At 58.3% G+C, this 21,635-nt stretch carries 17 protein-coding genes; 8 read left to right on the forward strand and 9 right to left on the reverse strand.

Annotated elements, in window-relative coordinates; translation table 11 throughout:
- Window positions 1–89 precede the first annotated feature (89 nt).
- The gene (locus ACN08V_RS05105) at window positions 90–2,255 is read right to left on the reverse strand and encodes an MMPL family transporter (protein ID WP_419104774.1); all 2,166 of its coding nucleotides are present in this window, start codon (window positions 2,253–2,255) and stop codon (window positions 90–92) included.
- Window positions 2,256–2,372: 117 nt separating this feature from the next.
- Complete coding sequence (locus ACN08V_RS05110) at window positions 2,373–3,386, reverse strand: hypothetical protein (protein ID WP_419104775.1); 1,014 nt, start codon at window positions 3,384–3,386, stop codon at window positions 2,373–2,375.
- A 106-nt stretch (window positions 3,387–3,492) separates the two neighbouring features.
- Between ACN08V_RS05110 and ACN08V_RS05115 the strand changes: the two genes are divergently transcribed.
- A complete protein-coding gene (locus ACN08V_RS05115; RefSeq protein ID WP_419104776.1) occupies window positions 3,493–4,851 on the forward strand; it encodes a cation:proton antiporter in 1,359 nt (452 codons plus the stop codon).
- A gap of 49 nt (window positions 4,852–4,900) precedes the next feature.
- Here the strand turns inward: ACN08V_RS05115 and ACN08V_RS05120 are convergent, their stop codons facing one another.
- The 3 genes from ACN08V_RS05120 to ACN08V_RS05130 are packed head-to-tail and all read right to left on the reverse strand — an operon-like array spanning window position 4,901 to window position 7,968.
- Window positions 4,901–5,542, reverse strand: coding sequence for a LutC/YkgG family protein (locus tag ACN08V_RS05120; protein WP_419099149.1), 642 nt, complete (start codon window positions 5,540–5,542; stop codon window positions 4,901–4,903).
- Window positions 5,542–7,167, reverse strand: coding sequence for a LutB/LldF family L-lactate oxidation iron-sulfur protein (locus tag ACN08V_RS05125; protein WP_419104777.1), 1,626 nt, complete (start codon window positions 7,165–7,167; stop codon window positions 5,542–5,544). The genes ACN08V_RS05120 and ACN08V_RS05125 overlap by 1 nt, the downstream gene beginning before the upstream one ends.
- 3 nt (window positions 7,168–7,170) lie before the next feature.
- Entirely contained in the window at window positions 7,171–7,968 is a 798-nt protein-coding gene (locus tag ACN08V_RS05130) for a (Fe-S)-binding protein (protein WP_419104778.1), read from the reverse strand.
- Window positions 7,969–8,477: 509 nt separating this feature from the next.
- Here ACN08V_RS05130 and ACN08V_RS05135 point away from each other — a divergent pair.
- Together ACN08V_RS05135 and ACN08V_RS05140 are read left to right on the forward strand one after the other, a co-directional pair.
- Window positions 8,478–10,175: an L-lactate permease gene (locus tag ACN08V_RS05135; protein WP_419104779.1), complete on the forward strand. Its 1,698-nt coding sequence runs from the start codon at window positions 8,478–8,480 to the stop codon at window positions 10,173–10,175.
- Window positions 10,176–10,302: 127 nt separating this feature from the next.
- The gene (locus tag ACN08V_RS05140; protein ID WP_419099145.1) at window positions 10,303–11,058 is read left to right on the forward strand and encodes a FadR/GntR family transcriptional regulator; all 756 of its coding nucleotides are present in this window, start codon (window positions 10,303–10,305) and stop codon (window positions 11,056–11,058) included.
- Window positions 11,059–11,128: 70 nt separating this feature from the next.
- On the opposite strand, the gene ACN08V_RS05145 is transcribed toward ACN08V_RS05140, so the two are convergent.
- Together ACN08V_RS05145 and purD are read right to left on the reverse strand one after the other, a co-directional pair.
- Window positions 11,129–12,055, reverse strand: a complete 927-nt coding sequence (locus ACN08V_RS05145) for a phosphoribosylaminoimidazolesuccinocarboxamide synthase (RefSeq protein WP_419104780.1) — start codon at window positions 12,053–12,055, stop codon at window positions 11,129–11,131.
- 93 nt (window positions 12,056–12,148) lie between these two features.
- Window positions 12,149–13,426 carry a phosphoribosylamine--glycine ligase gene (gene purD, locus ACN08V_RS05150; protein WP_419104781.1) on the reverse strand — a complete coding sequence of 426 codons (1,278 nt, stop codon included), beginning with the start codon at window positions 13,424–13,426 and terminating at the stop codon, window positions 12,149–12,151.
- A gap of 124 nt (window positions 13,427–13,550) precedes the next feature.
- Here purD and ACN08V_RS05155 point away from each other — a divergent pair, with 124 nt between their 5' ends.
- From ACN08V_RS05155 to purM, 5 genes are all read left to right on the forward strand, one after another.
- On the forward strand, window positions 13,551–14,549 hold the full coding sequence (locus ACN08V_RS05155; protein WP_419104782.1) for an asparaginase: 999 nt from the start codon (window positions 13,551–13,553) through the stop codon (window positions 14,547–14,549).
- Complete coding sequence (locus ACN08V_RS05160) at window positions 14,549–14,944, forward strand: sterol carrier family protein (protein WP_419104783.1); 396 nt, start codon at window positions 14,549–14,551, stop codon at window positions 14,942–14,944. Before ACN08V_RS05155 ends, ACN08V_RS05160 begins: the two co-directional genes overlap by 1 nt.
- A 41-nt stretch (window positions 14,945–14,985) precedes the next feature.
- Window positions 14,986–15,357, forward strand: coding sequence for a hypothetical protein (locus ACN08V_RS05165; protein ID WP_419099140.1), 372 nt, complete (start codon window positions 14,986–14,988; stop codon window positions 15,355–15,357).
- A gap of 146 nt (window positions 15,358–15,503) precedes the next feature.
- The gene (gene purF, locus ACN08V_RS05170) at window positions 15,504–17,234 is read left to right on the forward strand and encodes an amidophosphoribosyltransferase (protein WP_419104784.1); all 1,731 of its coding nucleotides are present in this window, start codon (window positions 15,504–15,506) and stop codon (window positions 17,232–17,234) included.
- Window positions 17,234–18,376: a phosphoribosylformylglycinamidine cyclo-ligase gene (gene purM, locus ACN08V_RS05175; protein ID WP_419099138.1), complete on the forward strand. Its 1,143-nt coding sequence runs from the start codon at window positions 17,234–17,236 to the stop codon at window positions 18,374–18,376. Before purF ends, purM begins: the two co-directional genes overlap by 1 nt.
- A gap of 57 nt (window positions 18,377–18,433) precedes the next feature.
- On the opposite strand, the gene ACN08V_RS05180 is transcribed toward purM, so the two are convergent.
- Complete coding sequence (locus tag ACN08V_RS05180) at window positions 18,434–20,203, reverse strand: glycosyltransferase family 4 protein (protein ID WP_419104785.1); 1,770 nt, start codon at window positions 20,201–20,203, stop codon at window positions 18,434–18,436.
- Entirely contained in the window at window positions 20,200–21,600 is a 1,401-nt protein-coding gene (locus ACN08V_RS05185; protein WP_419104786.1) for a glycosyltransferase family 4 protein, read from the reverse strand. Before ACN08V_RS05185 ends, ACN08V_RS05180 begins: the two co-directional genes overlap by 4 nt.
- Window positions 21,601–21,635 lie beyond the last annotated feature (35 nt).

Here is a 21,635-nt window from a genome sequence, read left to right on the forward strand (position 1 = left end):
CCGCAAAGACAGCGGGCAAAAAAATTACAAGAGCACTCCGGTCACCGGAGTGCTCTTGTAATTACGATTATCGCCTTGGGTTTACCGTCCTAGCCTGAGAGTTTAGAGGGCCACCAGATTTTCTTACCGAAGTCCTCTACCAGGGCCGGTATCAGCAGAGCCCGCACAACGGTAGCGTCCAAAAGCACACCAAAGGCAACGATAAAGGCCAGCTGAGCCAGGAAGATGAGCGGGATAACGCCCAGGGCAGCAAAGGTCGCAGCCAGTACGATACCCGCTGAGGTAATCACCCCGCCGGTTGCAACCAGGGCGGTGCGCAAGCCTTGCCTGGTATCCGTGAGCAGGGTTTCTTCGCGTACCCGTGTCATCAGGAAGATGGTGTAATCAATGCCCAGAGCCACCAGGAATACGAACCCGAAGAGAGGCACGGTGGGGTCTGCGCCGGGGAACTTGAAAATATGGTTAAAGACCAGGGCTGAGACGCCCAGCGCAGTCAGGTAGGACAGTACCGTGGCGGCCACCAGAATGAGCGGAGCTAGAATCGAGCGCAGGAGCAGCATTAGAATCAGCGAAATAACTGCCAGCACCACCGGGATAATCAGTGCCCGGTCATGCTGGGCACTGGTGATAGTATCCAAATCCGATGCGCTAGCCCCGCCCACTAGGGCCTCAGGAGCCTGGCTCTCAAAGGCTTGACGAATCTCCAGAATGGTTGCTTCTGCCTGCGTGGAATCAGCCGGATCAGCAAGGGTTGCTTGGAGCATCACGCGGCCGTTTACCTCGGTGGGGCTGGCAGCAGCAAAGATGGGGGGCAGACTCTCAGCAGAAGCCCCTACCGGCACGGTTCCTGCCGGGGAATCAGCAGAAATAGCGGAAACCGAGCTGACGCCCTCAAGGTGATCAAGGGCAGCAATAGCCGCATCTTTCTGCTCTAGGGGCACGATAATGTTGGCCGGGGAGCCAGTGCCACCTGGGAAGTGTTCAGCCAGCACATTTTGGCCGTCCCGAGCCTGGGAGGCACCCAGTACCAGGTCGGACTGGCGTACGCCCTCTGCCTGGAAAGTGGTGGAGAAGCCCGCAAAGACCGCCAGCAGAAGTGCGGTAGCCAACCAAACCTTACGGGGTTTAGCCGCCACGAAGGAGGCGATGCGCGACCACAGCCCGGCAGAGGCCTCGCGCACCTGGCCTGCGTACTTGGGGCGGGCAGGCCAGAAGGCAACACGGCCAAAGAGAGCCAGTACGGCGGGCAGGAAGGTCAGCGACGCCAGCATAGCGAGCGCAATACCGGTTGCGGCTACCGGGCCCAGTGCCTTGTTCGATGCAAGTTCTGAAAGTAAGAGACAGAGTAGACCGGCGATCACGGTTCCACCGGAAGCCAGGATTGGTTCTAGGGAGCCTTTCCAGGCTACGGTAGTGGCCTGGAAGCGGGAGCTGTACTGGGTTAGGGCTTCACGGTAGCGGGCCACATAGAGCAAGGAATAGTCAGTGGCCGCACCCACCACAAGAATGAGCAAGATGCCCTGAACCTGGCCGTTAATCATGACCCAACCAGCATTAGCCATATGCCAAATCACGAAGATAGCTCCCGAGAGCGCAACCATCGATGATGTCAGCACCAAAATGGGTAGTAGTGGTGAGCGGTAAACCACCAACAAAATAATAAAGACAACAACCAAAGCCACTATCAGAAGCAGGCCGTCAATGCCGCCAAAGGCTTCCGTCAGATCCGCGGTAAAGCCAGCCGGTCCGGTCACATAGCCGGTCAGTCCATCGGGGACCTGGCTGATATCTTCCCGGATTGCTTCTACAGTGTCACCGGTTTTACCCTCGGTGCTGATAGGCAGAATGATTTCGGCAGCCCGTCCATCCTCTGAGTAGATAACGGGTGAAGCCTCACCGGTGAAAGTGTCGTTCTGGGCCAGCCGGTCGGTAAGACCTTCCAGGTAGGTGCGCTGAGCGTCGGTCAGCTGGCCTTGGGCCTCAAATACCAGAATTGCGGGAATGGCATCGGTTCCCAAGAAGTCGCCCTGTTCTTGAACGACCCGGGTTGATTCAGCCGAGGCAGGCAGGAAGTCAGTTTGTGAGTTAGTGGAGACCTCAGAAATTTTACCGAAGTAGGGGCCACCCACTCCGGCAACCCCCAACCAGACCAGGGCGAGGGTCAGGGCGATCAGAACCCTAAGCCAGGTATGTCGGGGTTTCTGCTCTTTTGTGGGATCCTGTTTCCAGGGAGCCGTGCGAGTTAGCTGTGGCATAGGGGTGATGATTCCTTACTTCATAGTGCCTTGGCCCCTACTCTACTACTCATCGACTCAGTAGCACTCAAGGCCAACCCCGTAGGGCCCAAACCGTAGCTTCTGGTTCATGGGCCGCTAGCCGCGACCCGATACCCAGGCCAGAGCTGTTTCGAGGGGGCCACGTCTCAAGAAGGTGTGCCCCAAGAACCGTTGCCAAGCCCAGGCGAAGAGTAGAGCCAGAACAATCAGGCCGAACATCATGGGCCAGGAGTCATCACGGGCAGGTAGCCCGTAGCCCACGGCATAGACCGAATAGGCAGCTAGAACCGCGATCTGAAGAACATAGAGAGAAAGGGTCATACGACCGGCCGCCACCAGGGGAGCCAGAAACCCTTCACCTTGGCTCAATACTCGGGCCAGCAGACAAGACCAGCCCACCACCGCGAGGCAGGCACTGAGGCTAAACCCAATTTCTAGGCGGCTGGAGGTGTAGGGCAGGAATTCTGGAACGGCAGTTCGGGAGTACCAGAACAGCAGGCCTGTCAGACCGGTTCCGGCAACCGCAACTGCGGCATCTCCCACAGCTCCCCAGCTTTCCAGGCCAGCGGCCAAGATAGCGCCCAGGCAGGCATAGGTCAGCAGGGTGAGCACCTGGTAGCTGTGGCCGGTAAAGGCCCAGTCGTAGAGGTAGGCGGTGTAGCTACCGTTGAGGGTAGCCTGAGCGGCATCTGCGGCAAAGTAGGTGCGAGCCGGGGCCGCCCACCACCAGCAGGCCACCGCCAGGGCACCCAAAGCCCAAGCCGGCAAAAAGACCAGGGGTGCCATGATGAGGCTGAGCAAGCCCAGGTACTGGAGCACAATATCCACCTGAGCCCCCCAGCTACTGATATAGAGCCCCAGAGCAATCAGGGCAATTGCACGGACAACAGAGCTAGCAAAGAGACTTGGGAAACCCATGCGCTGGGATGAGTAAAAAGCTGAGGCCCCCAGAAGCAGAGCGAATAGGGGCGCAGTCAGGAACTCACTGAGGTTAAGTAGCCCAGCGGGGCCACCCGTCGGGGCAGTGTGGGCAACAAACATGCTAATCAGGGCGATACAGCGCGCCAGATCGATACCAATAATTCTGCCCGCTCCGGAATGGTCTGGCATAGTCCTCCCTCACATTTACTCAGAGATAGCCTAACACCGACTCATAAGGCGGTAGGGTAGTCGCTGGTCACTAGTCTTTTACAAACGACATATGAGAGGACGTTCTATGCCCTTTGGAGCGAGCGAAACGACAACTCTTCTTGCCGCTGGTTCCTCAACAACCAGCGAATATATCTCCATTTTTTGGATCTCGCTGGTAGCACTCCTGGCTCCTCTAGCCAGCAACCTGGTCCGCAAAAAGATTCCAGACGTTGTTTTCCTCATCATATTTGGCACCCTGATCGGCCCTCATGTCTTAGGGCTTGCCAGCGGTGACGAAGGGGTTTCCCTCCTCAAGGACCTAGGGCTGGGTTTACTCTTCCTGCTAGCCGGTTATGAGGTCAACACAGCCTCACTACGCGGTCGACAGGGTGGATTTGCCGCGGGCGCATGGGCTGTGAGCTTCACTCTGGGCTCGCTTCTTGCCATGGTTTTGACCGGTTTCAAAGGGGATCTGTCGGTCTATGCGGTCATTGGTATCGCCATGAGCTCCACAGCCTTGGGCACCCTCCTTCCCTTACTGAAAAGCCACGGCAAAACGGGAACTACGGTAGGTGAAAGCGTCATGGTTCACGGGGCTATCGGTGAGGTTCTGCCCATCTTTGCTATGTCCTTGCTCCTTTCATCGCATTCTCCTTGGTTGGCTGCTCTGATTTTGGTGGCCTTCATGCTTGTTGCCCTGTTCTCAGCAATTCTGCCTCATCGCCTTTTTGAAAAAATTCCTGGCTTAAGCAGAACCATGGCCGCCGAGGCTAACACCACTAGCCAAACCATGCTCCGCCTAGCCATGTTGTTGCTGGCTACCTTGATGATGGTAGCTGCTGTCTTTAATCTCGATGTGGTGCTAGGAGCCTTCGCCGCAGGTGTTATCTTACGCTCGCTGACCCCAGATGGAGCCTTCGAACCATTCTCCAAACGCCTAGAGGCCCTGGGCTTTTCCTTCCTGATTCCCCTTTTCTTCGTGTGCTCCGGCATGGGAATCACGGTCTCAGTTATCTGGGAACAGCCCCTGACCCTAGCAGCCTTAATCCTGGGTATTCTCTTAGTACGCGGGCTACCGGTAGTTCTAGCTGAACGGTTCTTAGACACCGGCTCAGGCTTGCAGACTCCTCAGGAGCGGCTCCAACTGGGTCTCTACGCCTCAGCTGGCCTGCCCATGATTGTGGCGGTCACAGAGGTAGCGCTAGCTCATAACCTCCTCACTGAGCACAATGCTTCTCTGCTCGTAACCGGCGGTGCCCTAACAGTTCTTCTCTTCCCCTTATGGGCATCCGCTATCGGAGCAGTTGCTAAGGGTAGCCCCGCCCCCACTCCGGAAGTCTCCAAGGACTCAAGAGAACTCCGGAGCGCCAAGAAGCAAGAGCGTTCGGCTGCTGTGCAGGCAGCAACCGGCGTTATGCCCCTCGTTAAAGAGAAAGGGGAGTAGCTACCAGATCATCAGTGGTAGCTACTCCCCCAGGGCCTAACCAAAAGGCCTATTTGAGGATAATGACATCCAGGGTGCGAGGGCCGTGTACGCCCTCCACGCGAATCAGCTCAATATCGCTGGTTGCTGACGGCCCCGAAATCCAGGTCACAGGCCGGGAGAAATCCAGGCGGGAGACAGTCTCGGGAATCAGCTCCACAACAGTATCCAGGGGAACCACACAGATGTGGTGGTCGGGCACCAGCGAGATCGCGCGGCGGCCTTCCTGATCGGTACTGTTGAGCGCAATAGTGCCGGTCTCCGCGCAGGAGACGGTGGATGAAGTCACCACAGCGTCAACGGCGTCGAGTTCACGCACAGACAGAGCACCGGGCTTGTTAGCGTTGCCCGAATCCACCATGCGGGAACGGGCGGCGGTGTCTTCAGGCAGCCACTGACTCTTCAGGCCAGAGGGGACCACGTAGCGAGCTGACTTACCCAGCAGCTCAGCGATACGCTCGGCAATGGTTTCCTCGGTTTCCTGGTAGACATTGGCCTTGTAATCAACCAGGCGGTCAATCAGAATCTCGGTGATCTCCTCAATACCTTTGTCGCTCTCGCGGCGGTAGTTGCGGATAGGTTCAGCGGGCTGAGGGCTGTCCCATAGGGAGGCGCGGATGCGACCCAGGATTTCTGCTTTTGCATCAGACATTAGTTAGCCTCCTTGGGGGCAATGGGGTTAGCGGCCGCGGCGTTAGCGTGGGCCTCAGCGATCTTTGCCTGGTTAGCGGCTATAAGTGCCTGAACATCAACACGCTCGCCAGCTACACGCTGGGGAGCCTGCCCGCGTTCCTTCTTCCACTGGTTACGGAAGGAGGTCTTGGGGGGTTCAGGAATGTCACGGTAGTCGGTCCAGCCGCCCACAATACCGGGGAGCTTGGTGATCTTGTGATTCTTGCCGGTAATCAGCTTGGAGGCAGGCAGACCCTTGGTTGCCAGTGCCATCATCTTGCCCGAGGAGAAGAGCTTCTTAGCGCCAAACATCATGGCATCCATCTGCAGGTGGCGGTCTTTCTTGCCACCGGCAAATTCGCCCTGAGCCTTTTCGGCGTCCACAGCCTTACCGCGCAGGTGAACCAGCACTTCGGGGATGTTGATTTTGACGGGGCAAGCGTCATAGCAGGCACCGCACAGCGATGAGGCGAAAGGCAGGGTCGCGTTATGTTCGTTCTCAATGCCGCCCAGCTGGGGTGAAAGGATAGCACCAATGGGACCGGGGTAGGTTGACCCGTAGGCGTGGCCACCTGCCCGTTCGTAGACGGGGCAGACGTTCATACAGGCTGAACAGCGGATGCAGTGCAGAGCCTGGCGGCCTACCTGGTCAGCCAGCGCTGCGGTACGGCCGTTGTCCATGAGGATAACGTGCAGGTTCTGGGGGCCGTCACCCGGTGTGACACCGGTCCACATGGAGGTATAGGGGTTCATGCGCTCACCGGTAGAAGAGCGGGGCAGGAGCTGGAGGAAGACCTCGTAGTCCTGAACGGTGGGCAGAATCTTCTCGATACCCATGAAAGTAATCAGGGTTTCGGGCAGGGTCAGGCACATACGGCCGTTACCTTCGGACTCCACGATGGTCATGGTGCCGGTATCGGCGATACCAAAGTTTACACCGGAGATAGCGACCTTATTGGTCAGGAACTTTTCGCGCAGACGGAAACGTGAGGCCTCGGCCAGTTCAGCAGGGTCGTTGCTCAGGTTGGGGTTGACGCCCTCAATCTTCTTGAGGAAGATGTCACGGATTTCGGTACGGTTGCGGTGAATGGCGGGTACCAGAATGTGTGAGGGGCGGTCGTTATCGCCCAGCTGGACGATTTCTTCTGCCAGGTCGGTCTCGATGGCTGAGATACCGTGCTCTTCGAGGAACTCGTTGAGGCCGGTTTCTGCGGTCGCCATGGACTTGATCTTGTTGACCTCGGTGACGCCTTCAGCCTGGATCAGTTTGAGGGCAATCTCGTTGGCCTCATGGGCATCGCGTGCCCAGTGGACATGACCGCCCTTGGCGGTAAAGTTACGCTCAAATTCTTCCAGGTAGGTGTCTAGGTTGGCCATGACCTTCTGCTTGATCATGGAACCGGCGGTGCGTAGGTCCTGCCAGTCTGATAGCTCCGAGATAACAGCGGCGCGCTTGTTGCGAATCTTATGGGTGGCAAAACCCAGGTTGGAGCGCAGCTGCTCGTTCTGAAGCTCACGTTCTGCGTATTCGGGGAAGGGCTCAAATTCGAAGATATTGCCCACGCCGTGACGGACTTTGGGCATACCGAGTGCGGTGCTTGACATGGTTTATTTACCTCCTGCGGTGACAGCAACGGGGCCATCGACCTTGAGCGGGTTGTCCTTGGTGGATGCTAGGATCTCGGCGTAGTGTACGGTGCGCACAGCTGAGTCCTTGCGGGAGAGGGCGCCGCCAATGTTCATCAAGCAGGAGGCGTCGCCACCGGTGCAAACTGAAGCACCGGTCTTTTCAATGTTTTCGACCTTGTCGGCAACCATTGCGCCGGAGGTGTCAGCATTCTTAAAGGAGAAAGTGCCACCGAAGCCACAGCACTGATCCAGGCCTTCAATCTGGGTGTACTCCAAGCCTTCGACGGTGCGGATAAGGTCTTCTTGGCGGGTGCCCAGACCCAGCAGACGCATGCCGTGGCAGGATGAGTGGTAGGTGACTTTCTCGGGGAAGTAGGAGCCCAGCTGCTCGGCAGCATTGGTAATACCGCAGACATCAATCAGGAATTGGGAGAGCTCAAAGGAACGAGCGGCCAATGAAGTAGCGGCCTGAGCGGTGGCGGTATCGCCTGCACGCTCAGCAATCATGGGTTGCTGGTGCCCCAGAGAGGCAACGCAGGAGCCAGAGGGCGCTACAATCGCATCAAAATCCCATTCTTCAAAGGACTTTACGTGGTTCTTGACGATGGGATAAGCATCGTCAAAGTAGCCCGAGTTGACATGCATCTGGGAACAGCAGGTCTGACCCTGCGGAAAAACAACCTCGTGACCGAGACCTTCCAGAATGTCTACAGTAGCCTGAGCCACCCTGGGGTACATTGCGTCGACGATGCACGTTGAAAACAGTGCGACACGCATCTTAATTTCTCTCTTCTTCAGTGTGGCAGTGAGCCTGCCTGAGGCCTAACACGGGCAGGTGAAAAACACGGACTTCGTGATGGGAAAGGCTAGACAGGCAGATGCCCGTTCGATTGGCTTCTTTATCCTTCATTTAACACGATAAATAAGAGATTTTAATACTTTAAATAGGTCATATTTTCTTGTGCAAAATAAGATAACCTTGCCCTGCCCTCTCCTGGCAGAAGTCAGGGGCGGAGGCAAGGAGGCTACCCACCCCCCATAGAACACACAATCTCACCTGAAACAACAAAGCAAGAAGCCTGGAGGCGGCCAAGGGAGTAGAAAGCCATAGGAACGGAAGGTGACAAAAATTTATTCCCTCAAAAGTTGGTGAGCGTGAGAAGTCTCATGTATCGTAGAGCCCGAAAACAATGGTCTGACCACATGCGGTTAGACCACAAATTTTTTGGCTTCTCCCCGCAGCTTAGGGCAGGAGCACTCACCACACATCACATAAGGAGGACGCAGTGGAAAATACCTATACCGCTGTAACCGACGCAGTCGGTGGTAGCCTCGCGCTGAGCGCCCTGGTCTCAGCCCTGCCGCTACTTGCATTCTTTATCATGCTCCTAGGCGTCAAGGCTCGTGCCCACGTCTCAGGCTTGGTCTCACTTCTCGTTGCTATCCTCGTTGCCGTCTTCGGCTTCGGTATGCCCTGGGATTTGGCCGGCATGTCCGCTTTCCGTGGCGGTATCTACGGCATCTTCCCAATCGTCTGGGTTATTCTCATGGCTATCTGGTTCTACCAGATCACCGTGCTCTCAGGCCGCTTTGAAGACCTGCGCCGTACCTTCGACCTGATCGGCGGCGGCGACCTACGTATCCAGGCCATCCTGATTGCTTTCTGCTTCGGCGGCCTACTCGAAGCTCTGGCTGGCTTCGGTGCCCCCGTTGCAATTACCGCAACCATGATTCTGGCCCTGGGTGTCAAGCCCCTCAAGGCAGCTACCACCGTTCTGATTGCTAACACCGCACCCGTTGCCTTCGGTGCTGTCGCTATCCCGATTACCACCGCAGGTGATGTTGGCGGTAAGTCAGCAGCCGATATCGCAGCAATCGTTGGCCACCAGGCTCCCTTCATCGCTTTCTTCGTCCCCTTCATCCTGCTCTGGATCCTGGACGGCGTTCAGGGTCTCAAGGATGCCTGGATGCACGCAGCGGTTATCGGCGCTTCCTTCGCTATCGCTCAGTGGTGGGCCGCAACCTACTTCGTCTACCAGCTAACCGATGTTATCGCCTGCATCGTCTCCATCGCTACGGCTGTTGTCTTCCTACGCTTCGTCAAGCCCCGCGGTGTTGAGGGCGTCCGGGAGCGCTACGGTATCACCGGTCCCATCGAAGCTGAGCACCTGCCCGGTCGTCGTATCTGGATGGCGCTTATGCCCTACCTGGTTGTTGTGATCATCTTTGGTCTGGCCAACCTGATCGATGATGTTGCCAAGTGGCTCAAGAGCACCGCGATCACTTTCGATATGCCCCTGCTCAAAGACCGTCTGCTCACCGCCTCAGGCGAGCCCGTCAAGACCGTTTACGCCTGGCCCTGGTTGAGCAACCCCGGTACCTACCTGCTGATCTCGGGCATCATCGTTGCGGTTCTCTACTCCATTTTCAACGAAAACGGCAAGTACAAGATCTCCCTGGGTGATGCTTTCAAGGAAATCGGTGCTGTTGCCTACAAGATGCGCTGGTCAGCAGTAACCATCGCCTTGGTTCTGGCCCTGGCCTATGTCATGAACTACTCCGGCCAGACCGTCGCTATCGGTCAGTACGTTGCCTCACTGGGTGTTGCCTACGCCTTCCTGGCTCCCATGCTGGGCTGGGTCGGCACCGCTGTAACCGGTTCAGATACCTCAGCTAACGCCCTCTTCTCCAAGCTCCAGGTCACCGCGGCTGAACATCTGCAGGCTAACGGTATGACCGGTGCTCACCCCGAGCTCATGCTGGCTGCTAACACCACCGGCGGTGTTGTCGGTAAGATGATTTCGCCCCAGTCCCTTGCTATCGCCGCTACCTCGGTTGATATGGAAGGCCGGGAGTCCGAAATCTTCAAGGCAGTTCTTGGCTGGTCTCTTATCTTGCTCCTGGCGGTTTGCCTTCTGGTCTTCCTGCAGGCAACCGTTCTCAGCGGGGTTCTTGTTGAGCCTTACATCACCGGTGGCCACTAAGTTTTAGTAGCCCACCGCTGAGGTAGTACTCAGTAACCCCATAAGGGCGGAGCAGTACCGGCATCAAGAGCCTGTACTGCCCGCCCTTTCCCTTACCCCAGGCCCTTCCCAAACCGAAAGTCAGCGCGTGAAAGACAAAGAACCCACTTACACTGCTCTGCTTGAATCCATTGAAAACCGGCTACGCCACGGCCAGCTCCGCCTAGGTGACCGGCTCCCCGGTGAACGGAGCTTGGCCGAAGAGTACGGCATCTCCCGCGCCTCAGTCCGTGAAGCCCTGCGTATTCTCAGCGCTGTGGGTCTAATCCGTTCCGGTGTTGGCTCAGGCCCTAAATCCGGTGCTGTCGTCGTTTCTCAGCCTTCCGACGCGCTGGGCTGGGCTCTACGCATGCATATCGCCACCCGCACCCTACCGGTGGCAGATATTGTCAGCACCCGTGTTCTGCTCGAAGGTGAGGCGGCGGCTAAAGCCGCCACCCAGGCCCACCTGCCCGAGCACGCCGAGTCTTTAGCAACAGCCCGCCGCTACCTCGAAGAGATGGATAGAGACGACATCTCCGATGAGCGTTTCCACTTCTGCGATACGCGTTTCCACTACGAGATTTCCTCGCTGGGGAGCAACATCGTTATGGATACCGTTATCGACTCACTTCATCTGGCCACCGTCAGCTACGTGCAGGAGGCCGTGCCCTACCTGGAGGACTGGGCTAGCACCAAATCCAGGCTCCAAGAACAGCACCGGGCCATCTACAAGGCCGTAGCAGCAGGCAATGCCCAAGCTGCACAAATGCACGTGACAGAACATATCCGCTGGTTCTATGCGCTCTCCGAGATTGGCGCTACCCACGCCGACTATCATCGCAAGGTCCGTGACCTGGCCTAAGCCCGCAACACCTATGTCATAGCAAAGGGGAGGGAGCCTAGAGCACTCCCTCCCCCTGTAAGCCGAGCCGCTAGGCTACAAACTCCTGCCCGGTCAGCCGTTCGAAGGCTTCAATGTAGCGGGCACGGGTCTTTTCCACAACATCGGCGGGTAGCTCCGGCACGGGGCCAAGGCCATCCCAGCCGGATTCTTCGCTCTTGAGCCAGTCGCGCACATACTGTTTGTCGAAAGATGCCTGTGGGCGGCCGGGCTCGTAGTCTGTGGCATCCCAAAACCTCGATGAGTCGGGGGTCAGGACCTCATCACCCAGGGTAATTTCGCCCCGGTAGGAGTCTGTGCCAAATTCAATCTTGGTATCGGCCAGAATGATGCCCCGTTGACGGGCAATTTTCTCGGCGGTTTCGTAGACGTAGAGGGTCAGCTCCTGCAGGCGGTCAGCGATAGCCTCCCCCACCTCTTCATCGAGTTCCTGGCGGGTGATAGGTTCATCGTGCTCCCCTACTTCGGCTTTGCCGGTGGGGGTAAACAGGGCCGGTTCGAGACGGGAGCCATCGACCAGTCCGCTAGGTAGCTCATACTCATTGACCTTGCCGGTCTTCTGGTAGGAGGCCAGCCCGGAGCCGGTCAGGTATCCACGCACGATGCACTCTACCGGGAACATGTTCAGTGACTTACAGATCATAGCGCGACCAGCAACAACCTCGGGGACATCGGTGGAAAGCACGTGGTTGGGTACCCCCTTAAGCTGGTCAAACCACCAGAGGGATATCTGGGTGAGAATCTTCCCCTTGTCAGGGATCTCGGTAGGCAGTACCTGGTCAAAAGCGCTGATGCGGTCGGAGGCAACCACCATCACGGCACCGGCACGTAATTCAGCATCGTCTTTAAGGTTGATACCTGTGACATCCTGGGTATCTTCGGCGGGGATATATAGGTCGCGTACCTTGCCAGAGTAAACGTGCTTCCAGCCTGGAATATCAAGAGGGGTATGGTTCATCGCGTTCTCCTGTGGGTGAGCATGTGGGGTAAATGAAGCTATAAAGGAGTGACTGCCCGCCGGTGGGTACGGTGGGCAGTCACTCGCAGCAGTTTAGGGGGTGGGAATGGTGATCCGGTTTTTGACAGCGGCCAGGGCAATATCGGTACGGTATTGAGCGCCTTCCCACGAAATCTCTTGGACCCCAGCGTAGGCGGCCTGGCGTGCTTGATCAAGGGTTTGGCCCAGGGCAACCACGGCTAAGACGCGGCCACCGGCAGTCACGGTCTCGCCGTTCACGCTGGCTGTGCCCGCGTGGTCTATGTGCACGTTCTCCAGGGCGGCGGCCCTTGCAAGGCCGCTAATGGGGTCACCCTTGCGCGGGGTATCGGGGTAGTTCTGGGAGGCAATAACAACGTCCACGGCGCTCCGGGGGTCCCAGTCAAGCGCGAGGTCAGCGGGTAGCTCACCCTTAGCGGCGGCAAGAAGTAGAGCACCGAGCGGGGTGCGCAGACGGGCTAGAACGACCTGGGTTTCGGGGTCGCCAAAGCGGGCGTTAAACTCAATGACCCTGATACCGCGGCTGGTAGCGGCTAGACCGCAGTAGAGTAGGCCCACAAAGGGGGTTCCGCGACGGGCCATCTCATCGACGGTGGGCTGGGCGACCCGTTCAATAACATCTTCAACAAAGCCTTCGGGGAGCCAGGGCAGTGGGGTGTAGGCCCCCATGCCACCGGTGTTGGGGCCACGGTCGCCGTCAAAGATTCGCTTGAAATCTTGGGCTGGGGACAGGGGCAGGCAGGTAGTACCGTCTGAAATGACAAACAGGGAGACCTCGGGGCCGTCCAGGAACTCTTCAATGACTACGCCACCTCCGGCGGCAAAGCAGGATTCGGCATGAGCCAGCGCAGTATCGTAGTCATCGGTGACCACAACGCCCTTACCTGCGGCCAGGCCGTCATCTTTCACAACGTAGGGGGCACCAAAAGAGGTCAGCGCTGATTCGGCTTCTGCCCGGTTAGTTGCAATGTGAGCCATAGCGGTCGGCACACCGGCACTTGCCATGACTTCTTTAGCGAAAGCTTTAGAGCCTTCAAGCAGAGCAGCAGCTTTGGAGGGGCCAAAAACGGGGAAGCCCTGCTCGCGCAGAGCATCGGAGACACCGGCGACCAGGGGCGCTTCGGGACCAATAACCACTAAATCAACGGCCAGATCGGTCGCAAGTGCGACAGCTGCCCGGGGGTCATTAGCATCAATTGCGTGAACGGGGACATCGGCTGCAATCCCGGCGTTACCGGGGGCTGAGTGAATCTCAGTGACAGCAGAATCTCGTAGGAGAGCTCGGATAATTGCGTGTTCGCGACCGCCAGGGCCCAAGACCAAAACCTTCATTCTTTTAGGCTACCGGTTAGGTCACGTTTTTATATACCTTTCAGGGCTTTCCTACCACATATTGAGCGGGTTTTTTCATATCCTGACCTCACCGCTCGCTAGGACTGCCCGCTACACTTGAACCATGCACACTTTTCAGGCCGGTAGCGCAGCAGAACTCGCAGTCATTACCCGAGGCAACTTTATAGAGTCCAGGCATGTGGGCTCCCTGGTGGTGCTCTCCCCCAGCGGTAATACAGCCCTGGCCTTGGGGGCACCGGAGGAGCTCATCTACGCGCGGTCTGCCCTCAAACCCTTTCAGGCTATTGCCTCAATGAACGCCGGCGCTGAGCTTCAGGGCGCACAGATTGCCCTAGCTTCAGGCTCCCACACCGGCTCCTTTGAGCACATGACGGTCGCCCAGGGCATCTTGGCCGAGGCCGGCCTGAGCGCCGATGACCTGCTCTGCCCGCAGGCCTGGCCCGCCGACGAGCCCAGCCACCAGGCCCTCTTGAAAGCAGGCCACGGCAAACAGCGCCTGGCCTTCAACTGTTCCGGTAAACACGCCGCCTTCCTGTGGGGCTGTGTCAAGTCGGGCTGGCCTACCGAAGACTATCTCTCCCCCGATCACCCCCTCCAAGAGCTGGTAATGCGCACCATTGAGCAGTTCACCGGCGAGGAACCCCAGCACATTACCGTGGACGGGTGCGGTGCCCCGCTCGGTGCAACTTCTCTAACCGGCCTAGCACGCGCCTACAGCGCTCTGGGTTCAGCGGTGGAGAACATTAAGGCCGATGCCCGCGCCGCCACCGTTGCCACCGCAATGGTGGACTACCCCGAGTACGTCCACGGCCATAACAGCTCCGATACCCTTTTGAGTCAGGCGCTCGATGCCGTGGTCAAGCGCGGTGCCGAAGGCGTACTGGCTATTGGCCTGCGGTCCGGGGCCTCTGTTGCCGTGAAAATCTTGGACGGTTCCAACCGTGCCGCTCCCCTGGCCGCTGTCCGGGCCCTCCAAGCGGCAGGCTATATCGACCGGGAACTTGCGGACCGGGCTGTGGCCGCAACAACTTTCCCCATTACCGGTGGTGGCGCTGCCGTGGGAGCCATCGAACCGGGCAGGGCTTTTGAGGGACTGCTCTAGTGGCTATCCGCCGCAAAATATCGGAGCAAAACGGTGCCGCCGCCCTGGCCCAGGTACGGTTAGCGCTCACCACAGGCACAAGCGACGGTGAAAGAACCCAGGCCTTTGCCGCCCTACCCCGGTCGGTGCGGGCCACCGCTGTCCGCTATTCCCTAGAGGAACTGGCCACCCTGGCACCGGGAAATTCGGTTGAGGTACGCGTTCCCCCCTACGGGGTTACCCAGTGCATTGCCGGGCCACGGCACACCCGCGGCACTCCGCCCAACGTGGTCGAAACAGATGCCCACACCTGGTGTTGCCTTGCTCTGGGGCTGGTCCGCTGGGAGCAGGTTCTTTCTAAAATTTCTGCTTCGGGTTTACGATCAGACCTCAGCGAGCGCCTGCCCCTCTTCTAGCCGCGCTCCCGGAAAGATAAACCTTGGTATCGTTGGTGTCTATGAGTCTTCTATCTAAATTCCGTCAGCCCACCGAGCCGCAGGCTCCCCTTACTGAGCAGGATAAGCAGGCCGCCCCCGGCCAGCACTTCTCACCGGCCACAGCACCTGAGCGCGCCCAGCTTACTGTGCGTAGAGCTCCCTCCTTGCCTGCGTTCGCTATCACCGGTCTGCTCATTGGCCTGGTTGTTGCTTTTGTGGTCACCGCGCTGGGCCCGGAGAACCCTAGCTACACCTTTGCAGCGGTCTTCGGGGTCATGGCCGTTATCTTTGGCACCCTCTGTACCGCAGCAGCCATCGGCCTGGCTCTCTTGCTGGAGCGTCGTTCAATCCGGCATACCACCACCTACAAAGCTATCAGTACCAAAGACTAAGGGTTTCTTGGCGACACTCTCTTCATAGATGTGGATACCTGTTATCACCTAGGTCGCAGACAGGTACACTAGGAATGTTCGCTCGCTCACGTTTATCCCAGACGTGAAGGCGAGATAACCACCACAGAAGAGATGGAAAATCCACCTTGGCTCGTCCTGACGGAAAGCTCTCCTTCGACCTGGACCCTGTAGACCACGGCCCCAAAGATGAATGTGGTGTCTTTGGTGTATGGGCTCCCGGCGAAGATGTCGCAAAACTTACCTACTATGGCCTATATGCCCTCCAACACCGAGGCCAGGAATCTGCCGGTATCGCAACCAGCGACGGCAAGCACCTCAGCGTGTATAAAGATATTGGTCTGGTATCCCAGGTATTCGATGAGACCACCCTCAATGCTATGCAGGGGCATCTATCCATCGGGCACTGCCGTTACTCCACTACCGGTGGCAATATCTGGCAGAACGCCCAGCCCACTCTAGGGGATACCCCGCACGGGACCCTGGCCCTGGCCCACAACGGTAATCTGGTAAATTCGGCTGATCTCTACGACCGACTCCTGGCAAAAAATGGGGGTAAACGCCCCGAACGTGGTGAACTGGCCCAGGGTAACACCACCGATACTGCGCTTGTTACGGCGCTCCTGAAAGAACACAGCTTCGAGAGCTTAGAAGAAGCGGCACTGGACTTACTGCCCACCCTGTCGGGGGCCTTCTGCCTGGTTTTCATGGACGAACAGGCCCTATATGCCGCGCGTGACCCGCAGGGGGTCCGTCCTCTGGTCTTGGGTAGGTTGGATCGAGGCTGGGTCATTGCCTCTGAAACTGCCGCCCTCGATATTGTGGGCGCCTCCCTGGTGCGAGAAGTCGAACCCGGTGAGTTCATCACCATTGACGAGGACGGTTTACGTTCCCAGCGGTTTGCTTCAGCTCAAGCCGCCGGTTGCGTCTTTGAGTATGTCTATCTGGCCCGCCCCGATACTACGATTGCCGGTCGAAGCGTCTACGAATCCCGGGTGGAAATGGGCCGCCAACTTGCCCGTGAACACAAGGTTGAAGCTGACCTGGTCATGCCCACACCAGAGTCCGGTACCCCTGCGGCTATTGGCTATGCCCAGGAGTCTGGTATTCCTTTCGGTAACGGCCTGGTCAAAAATGCCTACGTTGGCCGTACCTTTATTCAGCCCTCTCAAACTATCCGGCAGCTGGGTATCCGCCTTAAGCTGAACCCTCTGCGTTCGGTGGTTGAGGGTAAGCGCCTGGTTGTTATTGATGACTCGATTGTGCGTGGCAATACCCAGCGCGCCCTGGTACGGATGCTCCGTGAGGCAGGAGCCAAGGAGGTTCACATTCGAATTTCTTCGCCTCCGGTCAAGTGGCCCTGCTTCTACGGTATTGATTTCGCTTCTCGCTCTGAACTCATTGCTAACGGGCTGACCATTGATGAGATTCGTCAGTCGCTGAGTGCTGATTCCCTGGGTTATATCTCCGAAGATGGCATGATTGCAGCCACCGAGCAGCCCCGCGAGCGCCTGTGCACTGCCTGCTTTACCGGTAAGTATCCTATTGAGCTTCCGCATGAGGACCGACGCGGTAAATCTATTCTGGACAAGGTCGCCGGTGGCCCCCTAGCAGGAACTGCTGCTGAGGTGACGGTAGAACGCCCAGTAGCCCATAAGCCTGACCACGCCCAGGCTATTTCTCTTGAGACTCGGGCCGGGTCCCGTTCACTGGAAAAAAAATTTGAGGAACCGGCCCAGCAGTCGCAACCTGCACGGCCAGGCTGCGAGCCCGGCCCCGACGCTGAGCTTGAAGATTTGGTACTCCCCCAAGACACACGCCCTGCCGCTGAGTGCGGCACCGACCGAGAGGCAGGCTGATGAGCCAAAACCAGAACGCAGTTACCTACGCTTCGGCGGGGGTTGATGTTGAAGCGGGTGACCGCGCCGTTGAACTCATGAAAGACGCTGTTAAAGCAACCCACGGTGCCGGTGTAGTAGGCGGCGTGGGTGGCTTTGCTGGCCTGTTCGATCTCTCGGTGCTCAAGGGCTATAAGAAGCCCTATCTGGCAACCTCCACCGACGGTGTGGGTACCAAGGTTGCTATTGCGCAGAAGCTCGATATCCACCACACCATTGGGCATGACCTGGTGGGCATGGTGGTTGATGACATCGTGGTAACCGGTGCCAGGCCGCTCTTTATGACCGACTACATCGCAACCGGCAAGGTTGTGCCCGAGCGTATTGCCGATATTGTGCGCGGTGTGGCTGAGGGCTGTTCTTTGGCGGGTACCGCCCTGGTAGGTGGTGAAACCGCTGAGCACCCCGGCTTGCTGGCTGAGGACGAATACGATCTTGCCGGTGCTGCGACCGGCATCCTTGAAGCCGATGAGCTCTTGGGCCCCGACCGGGTGCGCGAGGGCGACGTCCTGATTGCTATGGCGTCTTCCGGTATTCACTCCAACGGCTATTCACTGGTGCGTAAGGTGCTCTCTCTTGCGGGCTGGGAGTACCAGCGGCAGGTCCCCGAGCTGGGCCGTACCCTGGGTGAGGAACTTCTGGAGCCTACCCGCATTTACACTGCTGACTGCCTGGACCTGATTGAGGCTTTCCCCGTCAACGGTGAGGACGGCCAGACCGGTTCCGGTATCCGTGGTTTCTCGCATGTGACCGGTGGCGGCTTAGCCGCTAACCTGGCACGCGTTCTGCCGGTAGGTACCGTGGGTATGGTAGACCGCTCCACCTGGGAGATTCCGGCTATCTTCCGCCTGATCGGGGAACTAGGATCTGTGCCCCGGGCCGACCTTGAGCGCACCCTCAACCTGGGTGTGGGCATGATTGCCGTGGTTGACCCCTCGGTGGCTGATGCCGCTCTTGCCCGACTCAACCAGCGGGGTCTGCCTAGCTGGGTGCTGGGCACCGTTGAGGCCGACACCGGCCAGCACAGGGATAACCCCGACTATGTGCAGGGCGCTAAGGGCGTAGACGGCGGTGCCGCCGTGCTCCTTGGTTCCTACCGCTAAACAGAGAATGAAATGGCCCGGAGCTTGTGTTCAACCTCCGGGCCATTGTGAGCATTTTTAGGAGTCAGTCAGCCGATTATAGATTCCTTGGACGGTACGGGCGTTCTGTGCCCAGGTGCGGGTTCGAGCAAAAATACGCCCCTGCTGGGACATGCCCCGGCGCAGGTCCTCATCAGTTGCCAGAGCGCACAGTTGCCGGGCAAAAGAGCCGGGGTCCCCTGCACTGGCGATTAGGCCGGTGGGTCCGGTCACCCGGTTCTCAACAAGTTCGGTCAGCGGGGCTAGGTCGCTCACAAGCAGAGGCCGGTTCAGCGCCATAGCTTCAATGGGTTTGAGCGGGGTGACACTCTGGCAGACCCTATCGCGGGTTCGGGGCACAGTAAAAACGTCGAGAGCCTGGTGGGCTGTGTAGGCGGTGTGTGGGTCTACTTTACCCAAAAAGACGGTGTATTCTTCTAGGCCCAGGGAGCGGGTCAGAGCTTCAAGACGCACCCGGTCACTACCGTCACCGGCCAGCATCAGCCGCGCGTCAATACCCTGCTGGCGCACCACCGCTAGCGCCCGGATGAGGGTATCGAAGCCCTCATAAGGCACCAGTGAGCTAACCGAGCCGTACCAGAAGCCCTCAGCGCTCAGCCCCAGTTTCTGGCGGGCCTGAGCCGGGGTCAGGTCAAGGTCAAAGAGGCTCTCATCAACGCTGTTGGGAACCACCGTGATTTTTTGAGGCTCCAGGCCCCGTTCCACCAGGGTACGCTTCATGGTCTCGGAGAGAGTAATGAGGTGGTCAGCGGCCTGCATGATCTGGGTTTCCCGGGCACGGGTGAGAGCGAACCGTTCGCTGGCGGCGGCGCTCTCGCGGCGCGCCTCAGGCTGGTGGGAAAGCCAGGTTTCTTCCAAGATACCGCGTACCTCGTAGACCCAGGGGATATTCCAGTACCGGGCCAGGGATCGAGCCACCAGCCCGTTATGGAAATGGGTGGTGGTATGGATGAGGGCTGGCGGGTTATCCGCGTAGCTGTAAGCTAGGTGCCTGACCCACTGCTCGATTTTCTGGGGCTGATACGACGCCAGTTTCCAGGGTAGGTGACGCCGGTAGGTAATACCTTCGACCCTTGCGGTGGGGAGGGCATCGAGCTTACCGACGGTCACGGGGTAGCCGGTGCGGGTCTCTGCCCGCAGGTTTACCCCGCGCTGCGCCAGAGCGGTCAGTAGGCGGTGGGTTCGTAGGGTGTAGCCAGACTGGGTTGCAGGTAGAGAGTTAGTAATCAGGTGCAGGGCAAAGGGTCTACGACCGGGCCGAGCGGCGCCGGTAGCCGGTGAGTTTTCGTTCAGCTGGGGAAACCATGTTTCTTGCAGGAGGGTGGCCTCAGCTGCGAGTTTTTTAGCCAGTCTTTTCTTTCCGCTGGTGTTTGCTATCGTGCATGCTTCGGTCAGGCGACCAGCCGACCACAGCGCCCGCGCCAGGGTAACCGGGGGCAGGTTCTTGTCGTGTTCCAGGTCAACCAGGTTGGCAGCAGCCAGTACCTCCCAACCCAGCCGGGTGCTGATACTATCTGCGCGTCTTTGCCCTGCCCGAAGGCGCTGTTCTGAAAGCGCCAGTGCTTCCTTATCCCCGGTCATCAGTGCGCCCATGGCTTGGGTTCCCACCCAGGGTGTACGGCTCAGACCGGTACCCAGAAGCTGACGGGGGCCAGCGGGGAGCCGCCGCGAGGCTTGAACCGCAAAAACGGCGGGGTCTGTGCCCAGGGCACCCACACTAATACGGACGGCAAGAGTCGCATTCTTTGTCAGGTAGGCTAGCTGTGATGCTCCTTGTGGCAGGCTCATGAGTGTGTCCTGCCTGTCTCTACCGCCTTTTCGAGCACCGTGAGGTAGCGCTGGGCTAGCTGGTCGTAGTTATAGTTCTTGAAGATAAAGTCACGACCTGCATGACCCACCTGGAGCAGTGAACGATCGGTTGCCAGGCGGCACCACAGGTCGGCCAGTTCCTGAGGGTTCTCAGGCTCTACCAGGGCACCTACCCCCGCCGCTTGCATAATGTCAGCAGCTTCGCCGGTAACCAGGGCTATGGGAAAACGGGGCACGGTCAGCAGTTCATACAGTTTGGAGGGTACGGTGCGTTCAAAAGCCGGGGTATTTTTGAGCGAAACAATCGTGGCATCGCACCATTTATAGTTTTTACGGACCTGCGAGCGGGGCTGTAAAGGCTGGAACTTGACGGGTAGGTTCCTTGCCCTGGCGTAGTCCTGGAGCATCTGCCGTTCGGCTCCCTCCCCCACAATACGGAGTTTAAAGCGGGTCTCGGGTTGGGCTTTTTGGGCCAGTTCTAGAGCCTGCAAGAGGGTGATAAGCCCCTGGGAACGACCAACCGTCCCAGAATAGAGCAGACGGAGTTGCCCTGGGCGTTGGGGGGCCGGATCTATCCTGCTGTGAAACATAGTTGGGGTGACCCCGTTAGTGATAGTTACGACCTCCTGCATGTTGCGCCCACGCAGTTTTCGGGCGAAGCGGTGAGTAACGGTAACCAGTACGTCGGCCTGCCGCTGCGCTCGGGTAAAGGACCGTGAGAAGCGGCGCTTTACCCGCTCACGCAGGGCGATACCACTGATTTCTTGGCTGGGTCTGGCCACAATATCGGGCCAGGCATCGCGCAGTTCAAGAACCAGGGGCACATGCAGAAGCTTTTTAATAGCGATACCGGCGTAGGCCGAAGGCAGCCCCGGGACGGTTGCAACAACAACATCGAAGCGATCCCCGCCGAGAGCCAGGATCAAGGCTTTACCCACCGAGCTGGTAGCGGTAATAATCTGATCAGCCAACCGGGTTACTCCGGAAGGACCGTGGAGAAGATAGGGAAGACGTAAGACACGCTCCCCATACTTACCCCGGTGAATACGCGGAGTATCCCGGTGCTTTTCACGCAGGAATCGGCTGGCCTCCGCATCCGGGTAGTGGGGCGGCGGACAGAAAACGGTCACCTGGTGTCCTGATTTCTGCCAGCGTTTTACCAGAGCCGACCAACGGCGCTGAGGCGCACCAATTTCGGGCGGATAGTAGTGCGTAACGACAAGTATTTTCATTGAGATGATGTGTGCTGGGTGTGGTTGGCCAAGGGCGATTATTGAGTCTGTAACTACCTCAACTGTACCCCTTTTAAGCCCTCCTATGCCTGTCAAAAACCCTCGTCTTGCCTCTTCTCCTTGGGACAGTATTCCTGGGGGCATAAAATAAAAGGGCCTGCTAGCATTTGCTGCCAGCA

The organism is Rothia sp. P5766 (genome assembly GCF_048513555.1).
GTDB lineage: Bacteria > Actinomycetota > Actinomycetes > Actinomycetales > Micrococcaceae > Rothia.